A 19,284-nucleotide genomic window follows, 5' to 3' on the forward strand; every position below is an offset into this window, starting at 1 on the left:
CCTCGCATAGTAACTTTAATCATAAATTTTTTGCTTTCCATTAACATGATTTGTTAAAACACCTAAATCTATGACATCAACAGTATCGTCATCATTAAGCAATAATGCAAGTAACATTAAATTGCTTATTACAAGTGATTTTTTATTAATATGATTCGTTATGACACCTAAATCTATGACATTAACATTTCCATCTCCATTTACATCACCTTTAAGAACCATAGTAACTCTATCCTTATAGACTGATGGATTGTTTTCATCTCTAATGACAACTTCATATCCTGTTGCTACTACTTTTGTTAAATCTGTAATACTATTACCATTGCTATCAATAAATTCTATGTTAGTATTTCTAATCTTATCTTTTAAATCAGCAAGGGTTTGATTCAATTGAATACCAAATAGGTATGCTGGTCCCATATCATCATCTTTTTTACGTTTTTCAACATCATGAATAGTTGTTATTTCAGCATATGCTATCTTGTATGTTTCTTTATATTCTTCTTTGATTTCTATAAATCCATCAAATTCATATCGTGCTATTAGTTTAACCCAACCATATGTGATATCATCCACATCAAAATATTCAGTCGTAGTTATAGTTGCTTGCATCATTTTTGGTGCTGATAAGTATCTGAAACTCATTCTAGCAAATGATGTTTCAGATGCAGCATCTTGTTGAACAACTTCTACTAATTGCCAACCAATAAATTTATAATCTTCTTTAGTTGGTGTTGGTAGAATTGAAGGTTTATTCTCCACATTATAAACATCTGGATTTAATATTTCTCCACCATCAGTATCATAGATAATTGAATAATCAATTGGTTTAAAGTATGCATATAATAATAAATCATCGTCTAGATCATACTCAAAACTATCACCAGCTGAATAACTAACGTAATCATCTTGTGGATCTAATTTCCAGCCCATAAATTCATAAGCTAGTTTACTGTATTGTGTTGGTAAAACATTGGTTGATTGGCCAAATGTCACTACCTCAGACACAGTTTGCGCACCATCAATATCCATAACATAGTAATAAATTGTGAAGCGATCTGGTATAAAGAGTGGTGATGTTTGAATATCTTGCGTAATATTAGTCAAATCTTTATCCCAACGATCAAATGAATACCCTTTACGTTTTGCTGTTGGAATTGGATCTGTGTATAGGTTAATTGATTCCCCATATTTTTTAGTAATCTTGACCTGCTTATTACCGTCGTAGTTAAATGTGATGGTAAACAAACGGTCTTTTCTTTCAAATAATGGTTTAATATGCATTTCTTGGGTCACTTCATCAAACGACTGATCCCAACCAATAAATTCGTAGTAGTATCTTTCCGTCATTTCTTTAGTTGGTATTCTACTTGGTGATACTGCTGCACTACCATGTTCTATATGTTGTGCATCAAGTACTAGTCCATTACCATCATAGAAATATACGAAATATTTAACTTTTACTATTTTATATCGTGCAACATAGGATACATCTTCGGTTAATTCATCAGCCACTGGTAAATCCCAACCAATGAATTCATATTTAAAAGATGCATCCTCAGATGTTTTAGTCGGTGCTGCTGGTGGTATGATTTTAGTACCGTATGGTCCTTTGATTTGTTTTAAGATTGTAATACCATCTTCATCATAGAATGTATACATATAAAGTCTTGTTACAGTTACATATCTAATTTGAACAATAGTATCATCTGTAATATAGTTAAATGATTTATCCCAACCCGCAAACACATATACTTCTTTGTAAGTTGGTGGTTTTTGTGGAAGATTTTCTGGTTCTGAAGCTCCAGTTCCATACTTAACCAATTGTCTATTAAATGGTAATCCATTTTCATCAACAAATGTTACCTCATATTCAACGAGTTCATGATTAAACACTGCATCAATAATTAAATCTGTTTTAACATTTTCTGGTTTTTGATTCCACATTCTAAAGTAATAATGATATTGCTTAGTCGATAATTTCGTTGGTATTTCCTTTGGAATCATACCATTGGTGCCATAAGGAACTATTTGTACCTCACCAAAAATATCACCATTGCCATCATAATAAGTAACCGTATATGTTCTAACTGTTTCATCAAAAATCGGTCTAAATTCTAGATTTTCTAACAAGAATACTGGAATTTCATTATCCCATTCCACGAAAGTGTACACATATTGTGGTGTCATGTTCTTAGTTGGTGGAACTGGTTTTTCAATTGGTGTACCATAAGGTGCAGTTACTTTGAGATATTCCTTACCATCTGCATCATAGAAAATATAAGTATATTCTTGTTTTTCTTCTACTACAATTAAAGTTATCAGCGTATCTTCTGATATTACTTTAAATTGACGACTCCAAATAAAACTGTACTTATGTTCTTCTGTATCTTCTGGTAATGTAATCAATGCTGCATCTGGTGCTGTGGCTGATTGACCATATTTTACATGTTCTTCTTTAATAACTTTACCGTCATCATATGCGAATACAACACGATACGTTCTCTCAACTTCTTTAAATAGTGCAGTAATCACGCGGTCCTCTTTGACTTGTGTTAATGGTTTATCCCAACCCACAAACTCATAAACATATTGTTTAGTAGCTTCTTTTGTTGGCATATATCCTATGTCAATTGGATTTGGTGCATCTTGATTCCAGTAAACTTCATAACTGACCAGTTCATTACCGTCACCATCAATAAATTTCACAATATTAACATTTGAATATTGTTTGTACTCTGCAATAGCAATTAAATCTTTAGTAATAAATGTTACATCTTCACTCCATCCAGTAAATTCAAAGCGATAATTTGGATCTTCACTTTCCCTTATTGGGGTTTCATTCGGAAGGATGGCATCACTACCATATTGTACTTTTTCATGTCTTAATAATTCCGTTCCATCATAATTTTGGAATATTACTTCATAATATCTAGGCACTAACGCATATTCAGCAGTGATGACTCGATCTTCTTTAACTTCTTCAAAATCACCTTGCCATCCAACGATTGCCCAAACAAAATCATCATCAACAAAATTAATATCAATTAATCTAATTGGGTCAGTTGCATCCTTACCATATTCAACTGTTTGAACAATTAATATGACAACTTCTTTAAGTACGTTTTGTCCCATGAATGTTACTTTATACCATCGTTGCACACTATCAAATTGTGCATCAACGACCATATTTTCAACTACAGAATCAAAGGATTTGTTCCAACCAATAAATAAGTAATAAAGATCATCAGTTGGTGTCTTTGATGCTTCATTTGGTGCGATAGCAGATTTACCATACTCAACATGTTGCGTACTAATAATCTTGCCGTCACCATCTTTAAATATTACTTCAAATGTTTTAGTAATTTCTTCATAGACTGGTCTAATATCAAGATTATCTTGAACATTGGTGTGTGGTGTATCCCACCCAATAAACTCATAGCGATACATTGGTGTATCTAGTTTATTTGGTGCTTGTGGAGCAATCGCGTTACGACCAAATTCAATGTTTGGTTGGATAGAGATGACTTGTCCATTTGCATCATAGAATGTGACTGTATAATAACGATCAACTTCTTTAAATTCAGCATAAATATCTAAATCCGATTCAACATCAGTAAATGCTCTACTCCATTTAGTAAAGACATATACTTTATCTGTTGTTTTGTTTTTTGTCGGTACGGCACTTGGTGTTTTGATGTCGTCCCCACGCAATACGTGTTGCGTTTCAATTAATCGCCCATTGCCGTCAAAGAATCTAACAATATAGTAGTTATAGACGGCTTCAAAAATAGCTTCAATAGTTAAATCACTATAAACTTTACCGACTGTTTGAATGGTTTCACCATTTAACTGCCATGAAAGGAAGTTATAGATGATTTGATTAGTATTTGTTTTGTACGGTGTTGGTAGATTAAATACCGTACCATGTTTTACATCATAAACTGTTGTTTGATTACCATTGATAATTGTCACTTTATATTTAATATCTTGAGTAACATAGGCAGGCTCAAATGCCATATTGTCTTCAACAAAATCAAAGTAGCCTGTTCCGGAAACAAGTTTCCATGAAGTAAATACATTTTGGGTGTCCTCTCTACCTGTTGAAGGTAGTTTAGGCAATGGTTCGATTGCTGACATACCATATTCGATTTGTTGTTGATCAACAATCATCTTAACACCATTAACCCAGCCATAAAAGACAACTGCGTAGTACTTATCTACTGGCGTAAATTGAGCTGTAATGATTGTATCTTCTGTAATATCTTTAAGTGTTCTATCCCAACCAGTAAACTTAAATCCAAATTGATCGCTTGCTTTTTTAGTAGGTCTTCCTGGATCTGTTGCATGTTCTCCATATAACACTGTTTGAGTCGAAAATACTTCATCATTACCATCTTTAAATGTTACTGTAAATGGTCTTAATGATTCTTCAAATTGGGCTTTTACAATCGTATTTTCACCAATTTGTTTATACGTATCTTCCCAACCAATGAATTTATAAACATGTGAATTTGTTGCATCTTTAGTCGGTATTAAATCCGGTAGTGGTGATTCTGATAAGTACTCTACATCTTTGATAATCATGAAAATATCACCATTGCCATCAACAAACGTTACATCCCAATATCGTTTGATTTGTTGGAATAAAGCATTAACTGTCATATCTTCTGTCACATACGTATATTCTTTATCCCAACCAATAAATTTATAAGCTTTTAAATCATGATGTTCTTTTCTTGGCAATCCACTTGGTGTAGCTGCCGACTCTCCATAAGCAACATCTTGCATATTATATACTTTTCCATTGCCATCAATAAATCGAACAATATAGTAACGAGTTTTAGATTCATACTGCGCAGTAACAGTCATATTTTCTGTAACTTCGCTAATATCTTTATCCCAACCACTAAATACATATGTATATCGTTCATCCATTGCTTTAGTTGGTCTTTGATCTGGCTCTAGAGCGCGTGTTTTATATTCCACTTTTCTTGTAACAAGCGGTGTTCCATCGCTATTTACGAATGTGACGTCATACCAACGATCAACCTCTTTGAAAATTGGATTTATTGTTTTTGATTCATATATTAATTCTTCAAAATTAAAGTCCCATGCAATAAACTGATATGCTATATCATCGTGGTAAAGTTTTGTCGGTATGATTTGTGTCTCAACTGCTTTTTTCCCATACTCTGCTTTTTCTTGTTTTATTACGACACCATCACCATTTAAATATGTGATGTTATAATAACGATCTTTCTCAGTATATGTTGCATAAATTTTAATGTCTTTTTCAATACGTTGTGTTACATCAAAGTTCCAACTATCAAAGAAATAAACTTTAGTTGCACTTGGATTCTTACTTGGTACTACATCTGATAATTCAATAAATCCACCATGTTCAATAACAAGACTATCTACAACTTTATTATTTCCATCAATAAACGATACCGTATGTTTAGCAATTTCCCAATGAGCTACAAGTGTGATATCTTCCTCATGGCTAAAGATGCTTAAACTCAAGCCTTCTTTATCAGTATATTTTGTTCTAGTTCCATCTTCATCTACTAAATACCAACCTTCAAGTTCATATCCAAACTTAAAAGGAACGACCGATTTATAATGATAATTAAACATAACATATTGGAACATGTCTGTATTTCGTTCGGTAGCACCATTGTAATCATAGTTTATTTTATATAATGTTGTTTGTGTTGAGTCTTTTGATAATTCTTTAGTTAAAGCTGCATTATCTGCTGCAGCAAACACTCTTAATTGCGGATAATTTTGATTAGGATCCATATTTAAGTTGGTTGCCCAATCGGTAGTTGGTAAATTCATTTGTAAACTACCAGAACCCAATGCATTAGCACCTATCATATAGTTTTTATCCAAACCATATACGCTATCTGCCTGGTTTGAATTACCGATTGCTTTGGTAGGTTTCTTATAACCGTTAGCATCACGATATGCACTCAAGATACGACTATCAAAATAACTATAACTAATAAAATCTTGTTCTAAAAATCCAGCAATCGCTCCAACATTATCTTTGCCATAAATTACCCCAATGTTGTAGGAATATGCCAAGCGATTCTTAACCATACCAGCGATACCGCCTGTATAGTTGTACCCTGTAACCGCACCTTTATTATAGACATTTTCAATTTTACCTTCATGATAACCTGCAATACCACCTGTATAGTCTCTTCCATCAATAGTTGCTTGATTGTAAACATCATGAATGTTTCCTAGATTATAACCTGCGATACCAGCTGTATAGTTATAACCTTTGATTTGACCAGACACTGATAAATTATAAACATGTCCATGTGTACCAATATAACCAAATAGTCCTTGATAATCTTTATTTTCATTTAATTTTATTTTAAAGTTTGCTTTACTACCATCTAAACTACCTTCAAATGGTTTGTTAGCACTACCGATTGCTGTAAATATGTAATTGAGTGTTTCATCAGCAAAGTCAAATTGTGTAACACCTGGTTTGACTCTAAAATATACTCCTTCATAGGTATTTCCACTATTAACGGTTTCAGCTAATGCGATAACATCTGATTCATCGGTAAGTATGTACGGATTTGCTTGTGTTCCATCACCTTCCATGAATGTGATAGATCTTACAGATTCTAAGGAATCATTTTTAACAAGTTCGATTGTACTATTAGCAAAACCAATTATTTGTGGATAGAAAGAATACTTATCATATGAAAGTGCAGTCTTAAAAGATCCGCCATAATAGAAGTTCATTTGACGTGATTTTGTTCCAATACTATCTTGTGCAATCATTTGTCCATGATATAAACCTTTCACACTTGTGGTGTCTGGTTTATCAAAATTTCCGAATGCTTTTTCTGGTTTAGTTGCTACGCTTGGTTTATAATTTTTTAAAACATTGATATCATAATATGATCTTGTAACTGAACCTCCAGTCAATTGACCAATAATCATACCAATTTCATGTTTTCCATTAACAAATCCTGACACATAAGCATCAAACAATTGTCCAGAATCCATTTTACCAATGATACCACCTGCTAATGATTCTTTCACTCGTACTGTTCCTGAATGATATACAACATGTATTTCAGAACCACCAACATTTTGTAAGCCCGCGATACCACCAGCTCCATCGCTTTCAGCATAAATGCTACCATCATTAAATGAATCCGCAATGAGTCTAGCATTTTCTCCTGCGATACCACCTGCATACGTATTTTGTGCAGTAATATTGGCTGTATTGTAAGTTCTAATAATTTCGCCTCTATTAATACCAGCGATACCACCAATCATACTACGACCACTAATATTACCTTTATTATAACTATCTTGAATATTGCCTTCATTTTCTCCAGCAATACCACCAACAAATGAACCAATTGATTCAACAATACCCAAGTTAAAGGTATTTTTAATCGTACCACCATTCACACCTGTGATACCACCAACACTATTACCCGATTCTGAGTTTGAGCCAAATGTTTTAATGAATACACTGCTTGTCACCTGTGCAATCGTTCCATAGTTACGCCCAGCTACCGCGCCAACATAACTACGTCCAAATACTGTTCCTGAAATACTAAAGTTATTCACATTAGCTTGGTTACCTAATGTATGGAACAATGCTTGATAGTCTTGATCCTTGCTATCAAGAGTAATTATAAAATTGGCACCATTTCCATTAAGTTTTGCATTAAAGAATGCTTGATCATTACCAATTGGTTTAAATGCTACATCTTTGATCGTTAAATCAATAACTTTAACCCCATCTGCAACCTTAAAGTGTTTTCCCGTAAAATCATTACCATTTAATAAGAATTCATCAATGGTCATTAAATCATAACCATCATAGATAAGATATGGATCTTGAAGTGTACCATTACCAGTCAATCGTTGATCTCTAACTGAAATTTTTGAATGTTCTTGTCTTGTTGTATCTTTAGTTGTAAAATATAAAATCTCTGGATAATATGATGTGAAATCATTACCTTTTCTTAAATTATAATACTCTTTAGAAATGTTCATTTGCTCATCATTATTTCCAATAGCGTATAAACCTGTCATTTGTTCGAGTGTTAAAGACTTAACATCCATTGTATCTTCAACTTGATAAATTGCTGACTTCACTGGAGCAAACACTTTTTGTGCCTTTTGCGGTATAACATTTTCACTGTCATAATAAAGTTTTTCAACAGTACCATAGTTAAAAACAACAAGTCCTGCAACATATGATTGTCCAATAATATGTCCTGCTGCATATGAAGTATGAATATCTCCATAATTCATAGCTACGAGTCCAGCAATATATCCTTGTCCGGTTTCAATGTTACCAGTATTATAGACATCTTGGACATGACCATAGTTTATTGCTGTAATGCCTCCAACATAGTTTCCACTAGCTGTTACATCACCATGATTAAAACTGAATCTAATGGTTCCATTGTCCAGATTATTACCTACGAGTCCACCAACATTAGCATGATCAGACTTAATATTTCCCATATTATAACTATATTCAATGATGGCTTCTCCGGCATTTACACCTGCAAGTCCACCAACAAAATCACCAAATGCTTGAATTTTTCCAGTGTTGTAACTATTTATTATGTTTGCTTTGTTATATCCTGCGATACCGGCAATATGGGTATCTCCCGTAATTGTCGCTTCATTGATTACATTTTCTAATATCGATTGATTATATCCTACGATACCTGCTGTGTAATTTTTACCTGTAACCTTACCTGTTACTGTTAAATTTTTAATACTTGCATTTTCAGCAGCATAACCAAATAATCCTTGATAATCTGCAGTTTTATTAATGTTTAGATTAAATATTGCACCATTACCATCAAAATGACCTTTAAATGGTGTAATTACTGAACCAATCGCTAAATAATCTAATTTAGCAATTGCTAAATCAAATATTAGTTTTTCTTTATATACCTTAAAATAGATATTTTCAGTATCGGTTCCTTGAAGTACGATAAGGCTTAATGCTTTCATATCAGAGTTTGATATGATTAAATATGGATTTTCTTCTGTTCCATCGCCTTGGAAAATTTGTCTTTCAACAGAATCCAGAGAATCCATTTTAATGTATGATAAAGTACTGTCTGCAAAAGCAGTTAACTGTGGATGATATGCTTGATATGCTTGATTTGATCTAAACTTAAAGATACCATCATCAAAGACTGCATCTGGTAGATAACCGCCACTTAATGCCGCTGTAGTAAGACCTTTTATGTCATCTTTATCGACTAAACCTGCAATGGCTGTGGTTGCTTTAGTGCCAGATAGTTTAGATGTCATCATAACTGACATATCATAATACAAGTTTTTAGCAATAGCATTACCATCGGCTGTTCCAAGTACACCACCCGGTTGTCCTACTGCGGTAGTAACACCTACACTATATCCATTTTGAACAGTACCTGAGACATAACCAACTAGACCACCAACATAGTATCTACCATGAATATTTCCTGTATTGTACACATTTTCTATTAAACTATTTCTTGCTTGTCCACCTGCAATACCACCAACATGGTCGTAATTTGTTATTTTAATATTTGCTATATTGTATGCATTTCTAATCGTACCATCATTATAACCAACAATACCGCCAGCATAATAATCATATGCCACGACAGTTGCTTGATTATAGACGTTTTCTATAAGTCCCCAGTTTCGTCCAGCAATACCACCAACAAAACGACGTGCTTCCAGTTTACCTGTTACATATAAGTTTTTAACAACACCTGAAGAACCAATGTAGCCAAAAAGTCCTTGATACCAAGCATCAATTTTTAAATTTACATTAAATTTGGTAAATGTACCATCAAAAGATCCTTCAAATTTATAAGATTCGTTTCCAATTGGCACATAGTTTGGTGTCAAAGTAGTTAAGTCAATTTCTTCGACTTCATCAGCTACTTTAAAGTAAATACCTTTTAGATTGTTTCTTGCAATAATAAGGTCAGAAACTGCTTTCATATCATCAGCATTTCTAATAATATATGGGTCATCTTCTAATCCAGTTCCCTCTTTAAATCTCATTGCAGAAACAGATTTTTTAGATAAATCAACAATTATCTTAGTTTTATGTTTACCAAAATAAGTTAATTGTAGGTAATAGATTTCAAAACTATAAGGTGTAAGTGGTAACCATTTACTTGTATCATTAAAACCAAAACTATCTAGTTTACCATTATGCATAACAGCTGAACTTAGTCCTAAAACATCTACAGTTTCGGCTTGATTTCCAATTGCTTTTTGCGGTTTTAATGCATTTGATACTTTATATATGTCGGCAATTTCTTTATCGTAATATAGTCTTTCTGCAGTTCCTTCATTGTATCCAATGACTCCACCTAGTGTCGAATTACTTTGCCCTGATATTTTAGCAACAGCATACCCATCATTTATTGTACCTTTATTCAGTCCAATAATACCACCAACGTTATTTCTGGCATTTAATGTTGAAATATAATATGTGTTGTTTAAATCACCTGCATTATAACCAATAATACCACCAACATTATCACGTCCATTGATTTTAGCAGTACTATACACGGTATGAACAAGTCCTTGATTATAACCTACAACTGACCCAACATAGTCATTAGCTTCTATTTGTCCTGAAATTGACAATTGATAGATAACTGATTGAGATCCTGTGAAACCAAAGAGACCTTGATAATCTTTACTACCTTGTAAACTCAATTTAAAGTTAACACCACTACCATTAAACTGTCCATTAAATGGTATGGCTTGTGTTCCTATTGGCACGTAGCTTAATCCTGGTTGTGTCATATCAAATTCTGATGCATTATCTCTAACTCTGAAGTAAACATCCGTAAAATCTTCACCTTTTGATACTAAATTTGATAATATCACCATATCAAATTCATTAACAATGATGTATGGCGATGCATCAGTACCTAATCCAGCAAAAATATAGGATTTAACCGATTCATACGAATCCTCTTTGATACTTGGATATTTACCTTCAGCAAATACTTTTAATTGGGGATAATATGCATTGACACCATCATTTGCTATATAAATCCATTGATTTCTATCAAATGATAATTGAGTTTCTCCTGTTAAATATGCTTTCCCAATGCCTTTTACATCTTCCTTATCTAATGCATTGTTAATCGCTTGTACTGGTTTAACACCAACCGTTCTTGTGTCAGCATCAATGATTGATGCATCATAATAGCTATTAGTTACGGCTGAGATACCTGCTAGATTACCAACGATTCCACCAACAATACTACCACCACGAATGGTTGCTGCATTATAAGCATTATGAATAAGCCCATTGTTTAAATAACTTGCAATACCAGCTGCATAATCAGCAGTTGCAGTGATATCGCCAGTATTATATGCATATGATATTTGTGTTCCGTTTTCAGCATTACCAACAATCCCTGCTACAACTCGTCGTCCCGTAATACTTGCATCATTGTAAACATGATTAAGTTTAGTCACACCGGCTGTCGTTTTATTGGCTAATCCGACAATCCCACCAATATGTGCACCCGTTGCAATAACAACTGCCTTATTATATACATTTGAAATAGTTGTATTTAGTGCATATCCAACAACGGCAGCTGAATTGTCAGCACCGCTTACTTGTCCTGTCGTACTAAAATTCTTTAATGTTGCATTTTCAGTAACACTAAACAAGCCTGCAAAATTGCCGCCCTTGATATTAATCTTAAATGTTACGCCATTACCATCAAATATACCTTTAAAACGTCTACTATCAGAGCCTATAGGAGAAAAAGTCATATTTTTACTGATAAGTTCTTCGTTTTCATTAGTTAAATCGATTGTTTGTACACCATCTAATACTTTGAAATATATACCAGATAAACTATCTTCTTTCGCTACCTCAGTTAATACCACCATATCCTCAGCATTTCTAATGATATAAGGACTATTTTCATCACCATTGCCTGAAGCAAATCGAATAATTCTAACTGATTCAATTGAATTTGTTGTGACTGTTGATCCAAAGGATGCAAAACTAGTTAACTGAGGGAAATAGTCCCACATACCTGTTTTATTTTTAACTGTCCACATTGTACTATCAAAATTCATGGTGTTGAGATTAAACATCTCTTCTTTACCTAAGCCTGTAACATCATCAGAATTTTGCTGATTTCCAATCGCAAAACTTGGTTTTTGTAATCCATTCCCTGGACTATAAAACTCTATCATTGTTTTATTATAATAAAGATTTGCTAAACTTCCAGTATTAAATCCGGTGACTCCACCTACATATTGTGTAGCATGTACACGTGCGCTGCTATAACCATTTTCTATACTACCTTGATTATATCCAGTTATACCGCCCGCATATTTTCCACTAGCAAATATATGTCCTGTATTATATGTCATACTTAAAGAACCACCATTATAACCGATGACTCCACCTATATATTGACTACCTTCTATTGTAGCAACGTTATATACATTTTCGACAGTACCGTCATTGTAGCCAATGACTCCACCGACATATTCTTGTGCTCTTACATTTCCTTTTACAGCTAGATTAGCTACTGTTGATTCTTGTGAAATATATCCAAATAAGCCTTGATAATTTGAAGTCGCATTAATATTTAATATAAAAGTTGCATGACTACCATCAAAATGACCTTTGAATGGCGTATTTTTCGAACCAATACCAGTAAAACCATTGGTTGTTAAATCAAACACCATAGCTCCAGCTGCCACTTTATAGTAAGTATCTTCTGCATCAAAATCATTTGTAATTGCATTTGAAAGATTAAGCATATCTTGCGCTGTACGTATCAAATATGGACTATCCTTGGTACCATCACCCATAAATGGATTGGTTCGAACTGATAAAACGGAGTCTCTCTTTACCGTATTACTCTCATGATTAGCGAAAACTTTTAATTGAGGATAATACGCATAATTTCCTTCAATTAATCTAAATTCCCAAATAGATGAACTAAATCCTCGATTAAGTAATCCATTTTCGATCATGGATACTTTGTCTAAGCCTTGTCCACTAATAGCCGTTGATGGCTTGTAAGGTTTTGTAGGTTTGTAATTGATAAGAATTGATGCATCATAATAAAGTCGTGCTCTTGTATTTCTATTGTAACTTGCCGATTGATCAGTTCCGATAACGCCGCCCACGGATTGCTGTCCTGCTGATACTAATCCTGCACTATAACTATCTGTTATCTCATTTTGCTTCGTATCATATGCTGCATACGCATATCCGACGATACCACCCGCTTGTGCTTCGGCTATTATCTCTCCTCTGTTATACGTATGATTAATCGTTCCTTGATTTAAGTGTCCGACGATGCCCCCTGCTCTGGTCGCTGTCGCTGTCACATCTCCACTATTATAACTTTGTGTCAATAACCCTGTTCCATGATTTCCGACAATCCCTCCAACATAATTTGTTCCTTTTATATTGGCTTTATTGTAAACATTGGTTATCGTTCCTGATTCTTTATATCCAACGATGCCCCCAACGTTATCTTTTCCTATCACTTGTCCTGTTACTGATAAATTCTTTATCGTTCCATATCCAAAGTGTCCAAATAATCCTTGGAAACTTGCTTCACTATTTATATTTACTGTGAATTCAACATTGCTACCATCAAAACTTCCATAAAATGGATGACTATTATTTCCTATTGGAATAAAATTTCCTAAATCCATTTCCGTAACATTTATATCCATTTTAAAGAAGAAACCTTTAAAGGTATTACCTTTTTCAATTTTTTCTTTTAAATCCTCAATATCTTCAATCGTATATATCCAAAATGGAAACTCTTCAGTTCCTAATCCACCCTCAATATTTATCTTAACTGATTCTTCCGATTGTACTCTAATTGGTTCATAGCTGTCATTAGAAAATACTGCCAATTGTGGATAATAAGCATCTGTTTTAGTACTTTCCTTAAATACCCAGCCAGTACCAAACTTCCCACTCATTTGTGAGAACATAATACCGCTATTGAGTCCTTGCCCACTTGGATCAGTCGATGGTTTATACTTTTTGCTTTGATCGTAATTTGCGATAACCGTAATGTCATAATAGAGATTCGTTCTAACATTTCTATTGTAACTTGCCGATTGATTAAGACCAATAACCCCACCAGTTGTCGTGGAATTATTTGATGTTACTGTGCCTGAACTGTAAACATTGGTAATCTCATTTTGTTTCGTATCATAAGCCGCATGTGCATATCCTACAATTCCACCTGCTTGATCAAGTGAAATAATTTCTCCTCGATTATAGGCATTGGTAAGCAGTCCTTGTCCCATGTATCCAACAATGCCACCTGCTGTATTTCGCGTTGCTTCAATTCTAGCTGTATTATAGACATTTCTAACTGTTCCTGATTCTTGCCAGCCAACGATTCCACCTACAAAATCATATCCTGTAATGCTTCCCGATATCGAAACATTCTCTATTAACCCTGTTCTTATATGACCAAATAACCCTTGTAACTCAAGAGCTGGTTTATCAATGTTTAATATGAAATTAACGCTGTTTCCATCAAATGTTCCTTCAAATGGATATGTTCTAGTTCCGATTGCTATGAAATCTTCTAAATCAATTTCATTTATATTATCATCCACTTTAAAATAATACCCAATAAACGTATTACCTGCTGCTACTTTTTTAGATAATTCATCCATGTCTTCTTTAGTTCTAATCAAGAATGGAATATCTTTAGTACCTAATCCATCCCCAACTTCATAAGAAACTGAATTAAAGGAATCTCCACTAATATCTGTTTTACTGTGGTTTGCGAAAACTAACAATTGTGGATAATATGCTGTAGTTCCATTTTTTGGCTCATAATGCCAAATACCTGTCGACATTTTTAATAAATCAAATCCACCATAAAGTAATTGTGCACTCGTAAGTCCGTATTGAGCACCAATAGCTACACTTGGTTTATATGTTTTTGGCTGATCATACTGTACTAAAATAGACGTATCATAATAAAGTCGTGCTCTTGTATTTCTATTGTAACTTGCCGTTTGATCCGTTCCGATAACGCCGCCCACGGATTGCTGTCCTGCTGATACTAATCCTGCACTATAACTATCTGTTATCTCATTTTGCTTCGTATCATATGCTGCATACGCATATCCAATGATACCACCCGCTTGTGCTTCGGCTATTATCTCTCCTCTGTTATACGTATGATTAATCGTTCCTTGATTTAAGTGTCCGACGATGCCCCCTGCTCTGGTCGCTGTCGCTGTCACATCTCCACTATTATAACTTTGTGTCAATAACCCTGTTCCATGATTTCCGACAATCCCTCCAACATAATTTGTTCCTTTTATATTGGCTTTATTGTAAACATTGGTTATCGTTCCTGATTCTTTATATCCAACGATGCCCCCAACGTTATCTTTTCCTATCACTTGTCCTGTTACTGATAAATTCTTTATCGTTCCATATCCAAAGTGTCCAAATAATCCTTGGAAACTTGCTTCACTATTTATATTTACTGTGAATTCAACATTGCTACCATCAAAACTTCCATAAAATGGATGACTATTATTTCCTATTGGAATAAAATTTCCTAAATCCATTTCCGTAACATTTATATCCATTTTAAAGAAGAAACCTTTAAAGGTATTACCTTTTTCAATTTTTTCTTTTAAATCCTCAATATCTTCAATCGTATATATCCAAAATGGAAACTCTTCAGTTCCTAATCCACCCTCAATATTTATCTTAACTGATTCTTCCGATTGTACTCTAATTGGTTCATAGCTGTCATTAGAAAATACTGCCAATTGTGGATAATAAGCATCTGTTTTAGTACTTTCCTTAAATACCCAGCCAGTACCAAACTTCCCACTCATTTGTGAGAACATAATACCACTATTGAGTCCTTGCCCACTTGGATCAGTTGATGGTTTATACTTTTTGCTTTGATCGTAATTTGCGATAACCGTAATGTCATAATAGAGATTCGTTCTAACATTTCTATTGTAACTTGCCGATTGATTAAGACCAATAACCCCACCAGTTGTCGTGGAATTATTTGATGTTACTGTGCCTGAACTGTAAACATTGGTAATCTCATTTTGTTTCGTATCATAAGCCGCATGTGCATATCCTACAATACCACCTGCTTGATCAAGTGAAATAATTTCTCCTCGATTATAGGCATTGGTAAGCAGTCCTTGTCCCATGTATCCAACAATGCCACCTGCTGTATTTCGCGTTGCTTCAATTCTAGCTGTATTATAGACATTTCTAACTGTTCCTGATTCTTGCAAGCCAACAATACCGCCGACATAATCATAGCCTATCACACTACCCGATACTGAAACATTCTCTATTAGCCCTGTTCTTATATGACCAAATAACCCTTGTAACTCAAGAGCTGGTTTATCAATGTTTAATATGAAATTAACGCTGTTTCCATCAAATGTTCCTTCAAATGGATATGTTCTAGTTCCGATTGCTATGAAATCTTCTAAATCAATTTCATTTATATTATCATCCACTTTAAAATAATACCCAATAAACGTATTACCTGCTGCTACTTTTTTAGATAATTCATCCATGTCTTCTTTAGTTCTAATCAAGAATGGAATATCTTTAGTACCTAATCCATCCCCAACTTCATAAGAAACTGAATTAAAGGAATCTCCACTAATATCTGTTTTACTGTGGTTTGCGAAAACTAACAATTGTGGATAATATGCTGTAGTTCCATTTTTTGGCTCATAATGCCAAATACCTGTCGACATTTTTAATAAATCAAATCCACCATAAAGTAATTGTGCACTCGTAAGTCCGTATTGAGCACCAATAGCTACACTTGGTTTATATGTTTTTGGCTGATCATACTGTACTAAAATAGACGTATCATAATAAAGTCGTGCTCTTGTATTTCTATTGTAACTTGCCGTTTGATCCGTTCCGATAACGCCGCCCACGGATTGCTGTCCTGCTGATACTAATCCTGCACTATAACTATCTGTTATCTCATTTTGCTTCGTATCATATGCTGCATACGCATATCCAATGATACCACCCGCTTGTGCTTCGGCTATTATCTCTCCTCTGTTATACGTATGATTAATCGTTCCTTGATTTAAGTGTCCGACGATGCCCCCTGCTCTGGTCGCTGTCGCTGTCACATCTCCACTATTATAACTTTGTGTCAATAACCCTGTTCCATGATTTCCGACAATCCCTCCAACATAATTTGTTCCTTTTATATTGGCTTTATTGTAAACATTGGTTATCGTTCCTGATTCTTTATATCCAACGATGCCCCCAACGTTATCTTTTCCTATCACTTGTCCTGTTACTGATAAATTCTTTATCGTTCCATATCCAAAGTGTCCAAATAATCCTTGGAAACTTGCTTCACTATTTATATTTACTGTGAATTCAACATTGCTACCATCAAAACTTCCATAAAATGGATGACTATTATTTCCTATTGGAATAAAATTTCCTAAATTAAAATAATCTCTACCTTCTGCAATTTTAAAGTAGAAACCCTTATATGTTTCACCAGTATTTAGTTGTGTCTTTAATTTTTCAATATCTGTGATGCTACGGAGCAAGAATGGTTTGTTTTCAGTACCAATACCGTCTTTTGTATCATAAATAACACTTTCCATTGAACTTGAACTAATCAGTTTATTAGTATGAGCGCTAAAATAGGTTAATTGTGGATAATATGAATAACTACCAGAATCTTCTCTAAATACCCAGCCAGTACCAAACTTCCCACTCATTTGTGAGAACATAATACCACTATTGAGTCCTTGCCCACTTGGATCAGTTGATGGTTTATACTTTTTGCTTTGATCGTAATTTGCGATAACCGTAATGTCATAATAGAGATTCGTTCTAACATTTCTATTGTAACTTGCCGATTGATTAAGACCAATAACCCCACCAGTTGTCGTGGAATTATTTGATGTTACTGTGCCTGAACTGTAAACATTGGTAATCTCATTTTGTTTCGTATCATAAGCCGCATGTGCATATCCTACAATTCCACCTGCTTGATCAAGTGAAATAATTTCTCCTCGATTATAGGCATTGGTTAGTAATCCTTGTCCCATGTATCCAACTATTCCACCTGCTGTATTTCGCGTTGCTTCAATTCTAGCTGTATTATAGACATTTCTAACTGTTCCTGATTCTTGCCAACCAACGATTCCACCTACAAAATCATATCCTGTAATGCTTCCTGATACCGAAACATTCTCTATTAACCCTGTTCTTATATGACCAAATAACCCTTGTAACTCAAGAGCTGGTTTATCTATATTTAATATAAAGTTAGTACCATATCCATCAAATATTCCCTCAAATGGATATGTCCTGGTTCCAATCGGAACAAAATTACCTAAATCTATTTCACTAACATTTGCATCAACAACAAATACTTTTCCTTTAAAAGTCTTCTTTTCCTCACTTACTTGTCGTGACAATTCATCCATATTAGATTTACTACTTATTACATACGGATCAATTTCAGTTCCTTCTTCAGATAAAAAGGTTCCGTTTGAATAGAAAGGATCTCTGCGTGATACTACTTCTATATTTTCTTTTTCAGAAGAGTTATTAACTTTTCTCGAAATAAAAAGTATTGAAGTTACAGAAAAAATAATCATCAAAATTGTTATTAAAATTTTTTTGAGTTTACTATTCATTTGGTACACCCCCAATCAAAATGTCTATAAGCAAAAAAAGCACTTAAAATTATGTTGTTATTTATAGATTTTATTAAATTACTTTTTTTATATTTGTCTCGCATCAAATTGAACACGTATATGTGAAAACACACTAAAAAATTAAACTTAAAATTTTTAGTATTAGATTTTATATTAAAGCTTTTTCTCGTCATCATCTATCATCATGTCCATTCTATACTATGTTTAATATCCTCTTGCTGCAAAGCCCAATAAGTTTTAAACTATATTTTTTGTAAATAGTCTAGATATCAACATTATAACACTTTATGTAATAATAGTCATTTTTTTCGTTAATTTTTAATATTTTTTTAATATGTTTTTATTTATTTTTTACATTTAACTGAATAATTACTTATAAAATATCTATTTATAATTATTTATGAATTACAAATTTTTATCAATAATCGCACATTCTTATTGTACTTTAAGTTCACAAATAACTTATTTTTCACATAAATGTGTCTTTACACCTTTTTTTAAAATTAAAAGTTGTGAAAAAAAGTA

General features: G+C 33.6%; 1 protein-coding gene. It reads right to left on the reverse strand.

The annotated features are described in order from the left end of the window. Positions 1-15: 15 nt before the first annotated feature. The gene (locus tag EXC62_RS07250) at positions 16-18,738 is read right to left on the reverse strand and encodes an InlB B-repeat-containing protein (RefSeq protein WP_129747551.1); all 18,723 of its coding nucleotides are present in this window, start codon (positions 18,736-18,738) and stop codon (positions 16-18) included. Between the last annotated feature and the right edge of the window lie 546 nt (positions 18,739-19,284).

It is taken from the genome of Haploplasma axanthum (assembly GCF_900660745.1).
GTDB classification, from domain to species: Bacteria; Bacillota_I; Bacilli_A; order Acholeplasmatales; family Acholeplasmataceae; genus Haploplasma; species Haploplasma axanthum.

Coding starts and splice junctions, on each gene's coding strand:
- EXC62_RS07250 (WP_129747551.1), bottom strand. CDS start 18,738: ATGAATAGTAAACTCAAAAAAATTTTAATAACAATTTTGATGATTATT.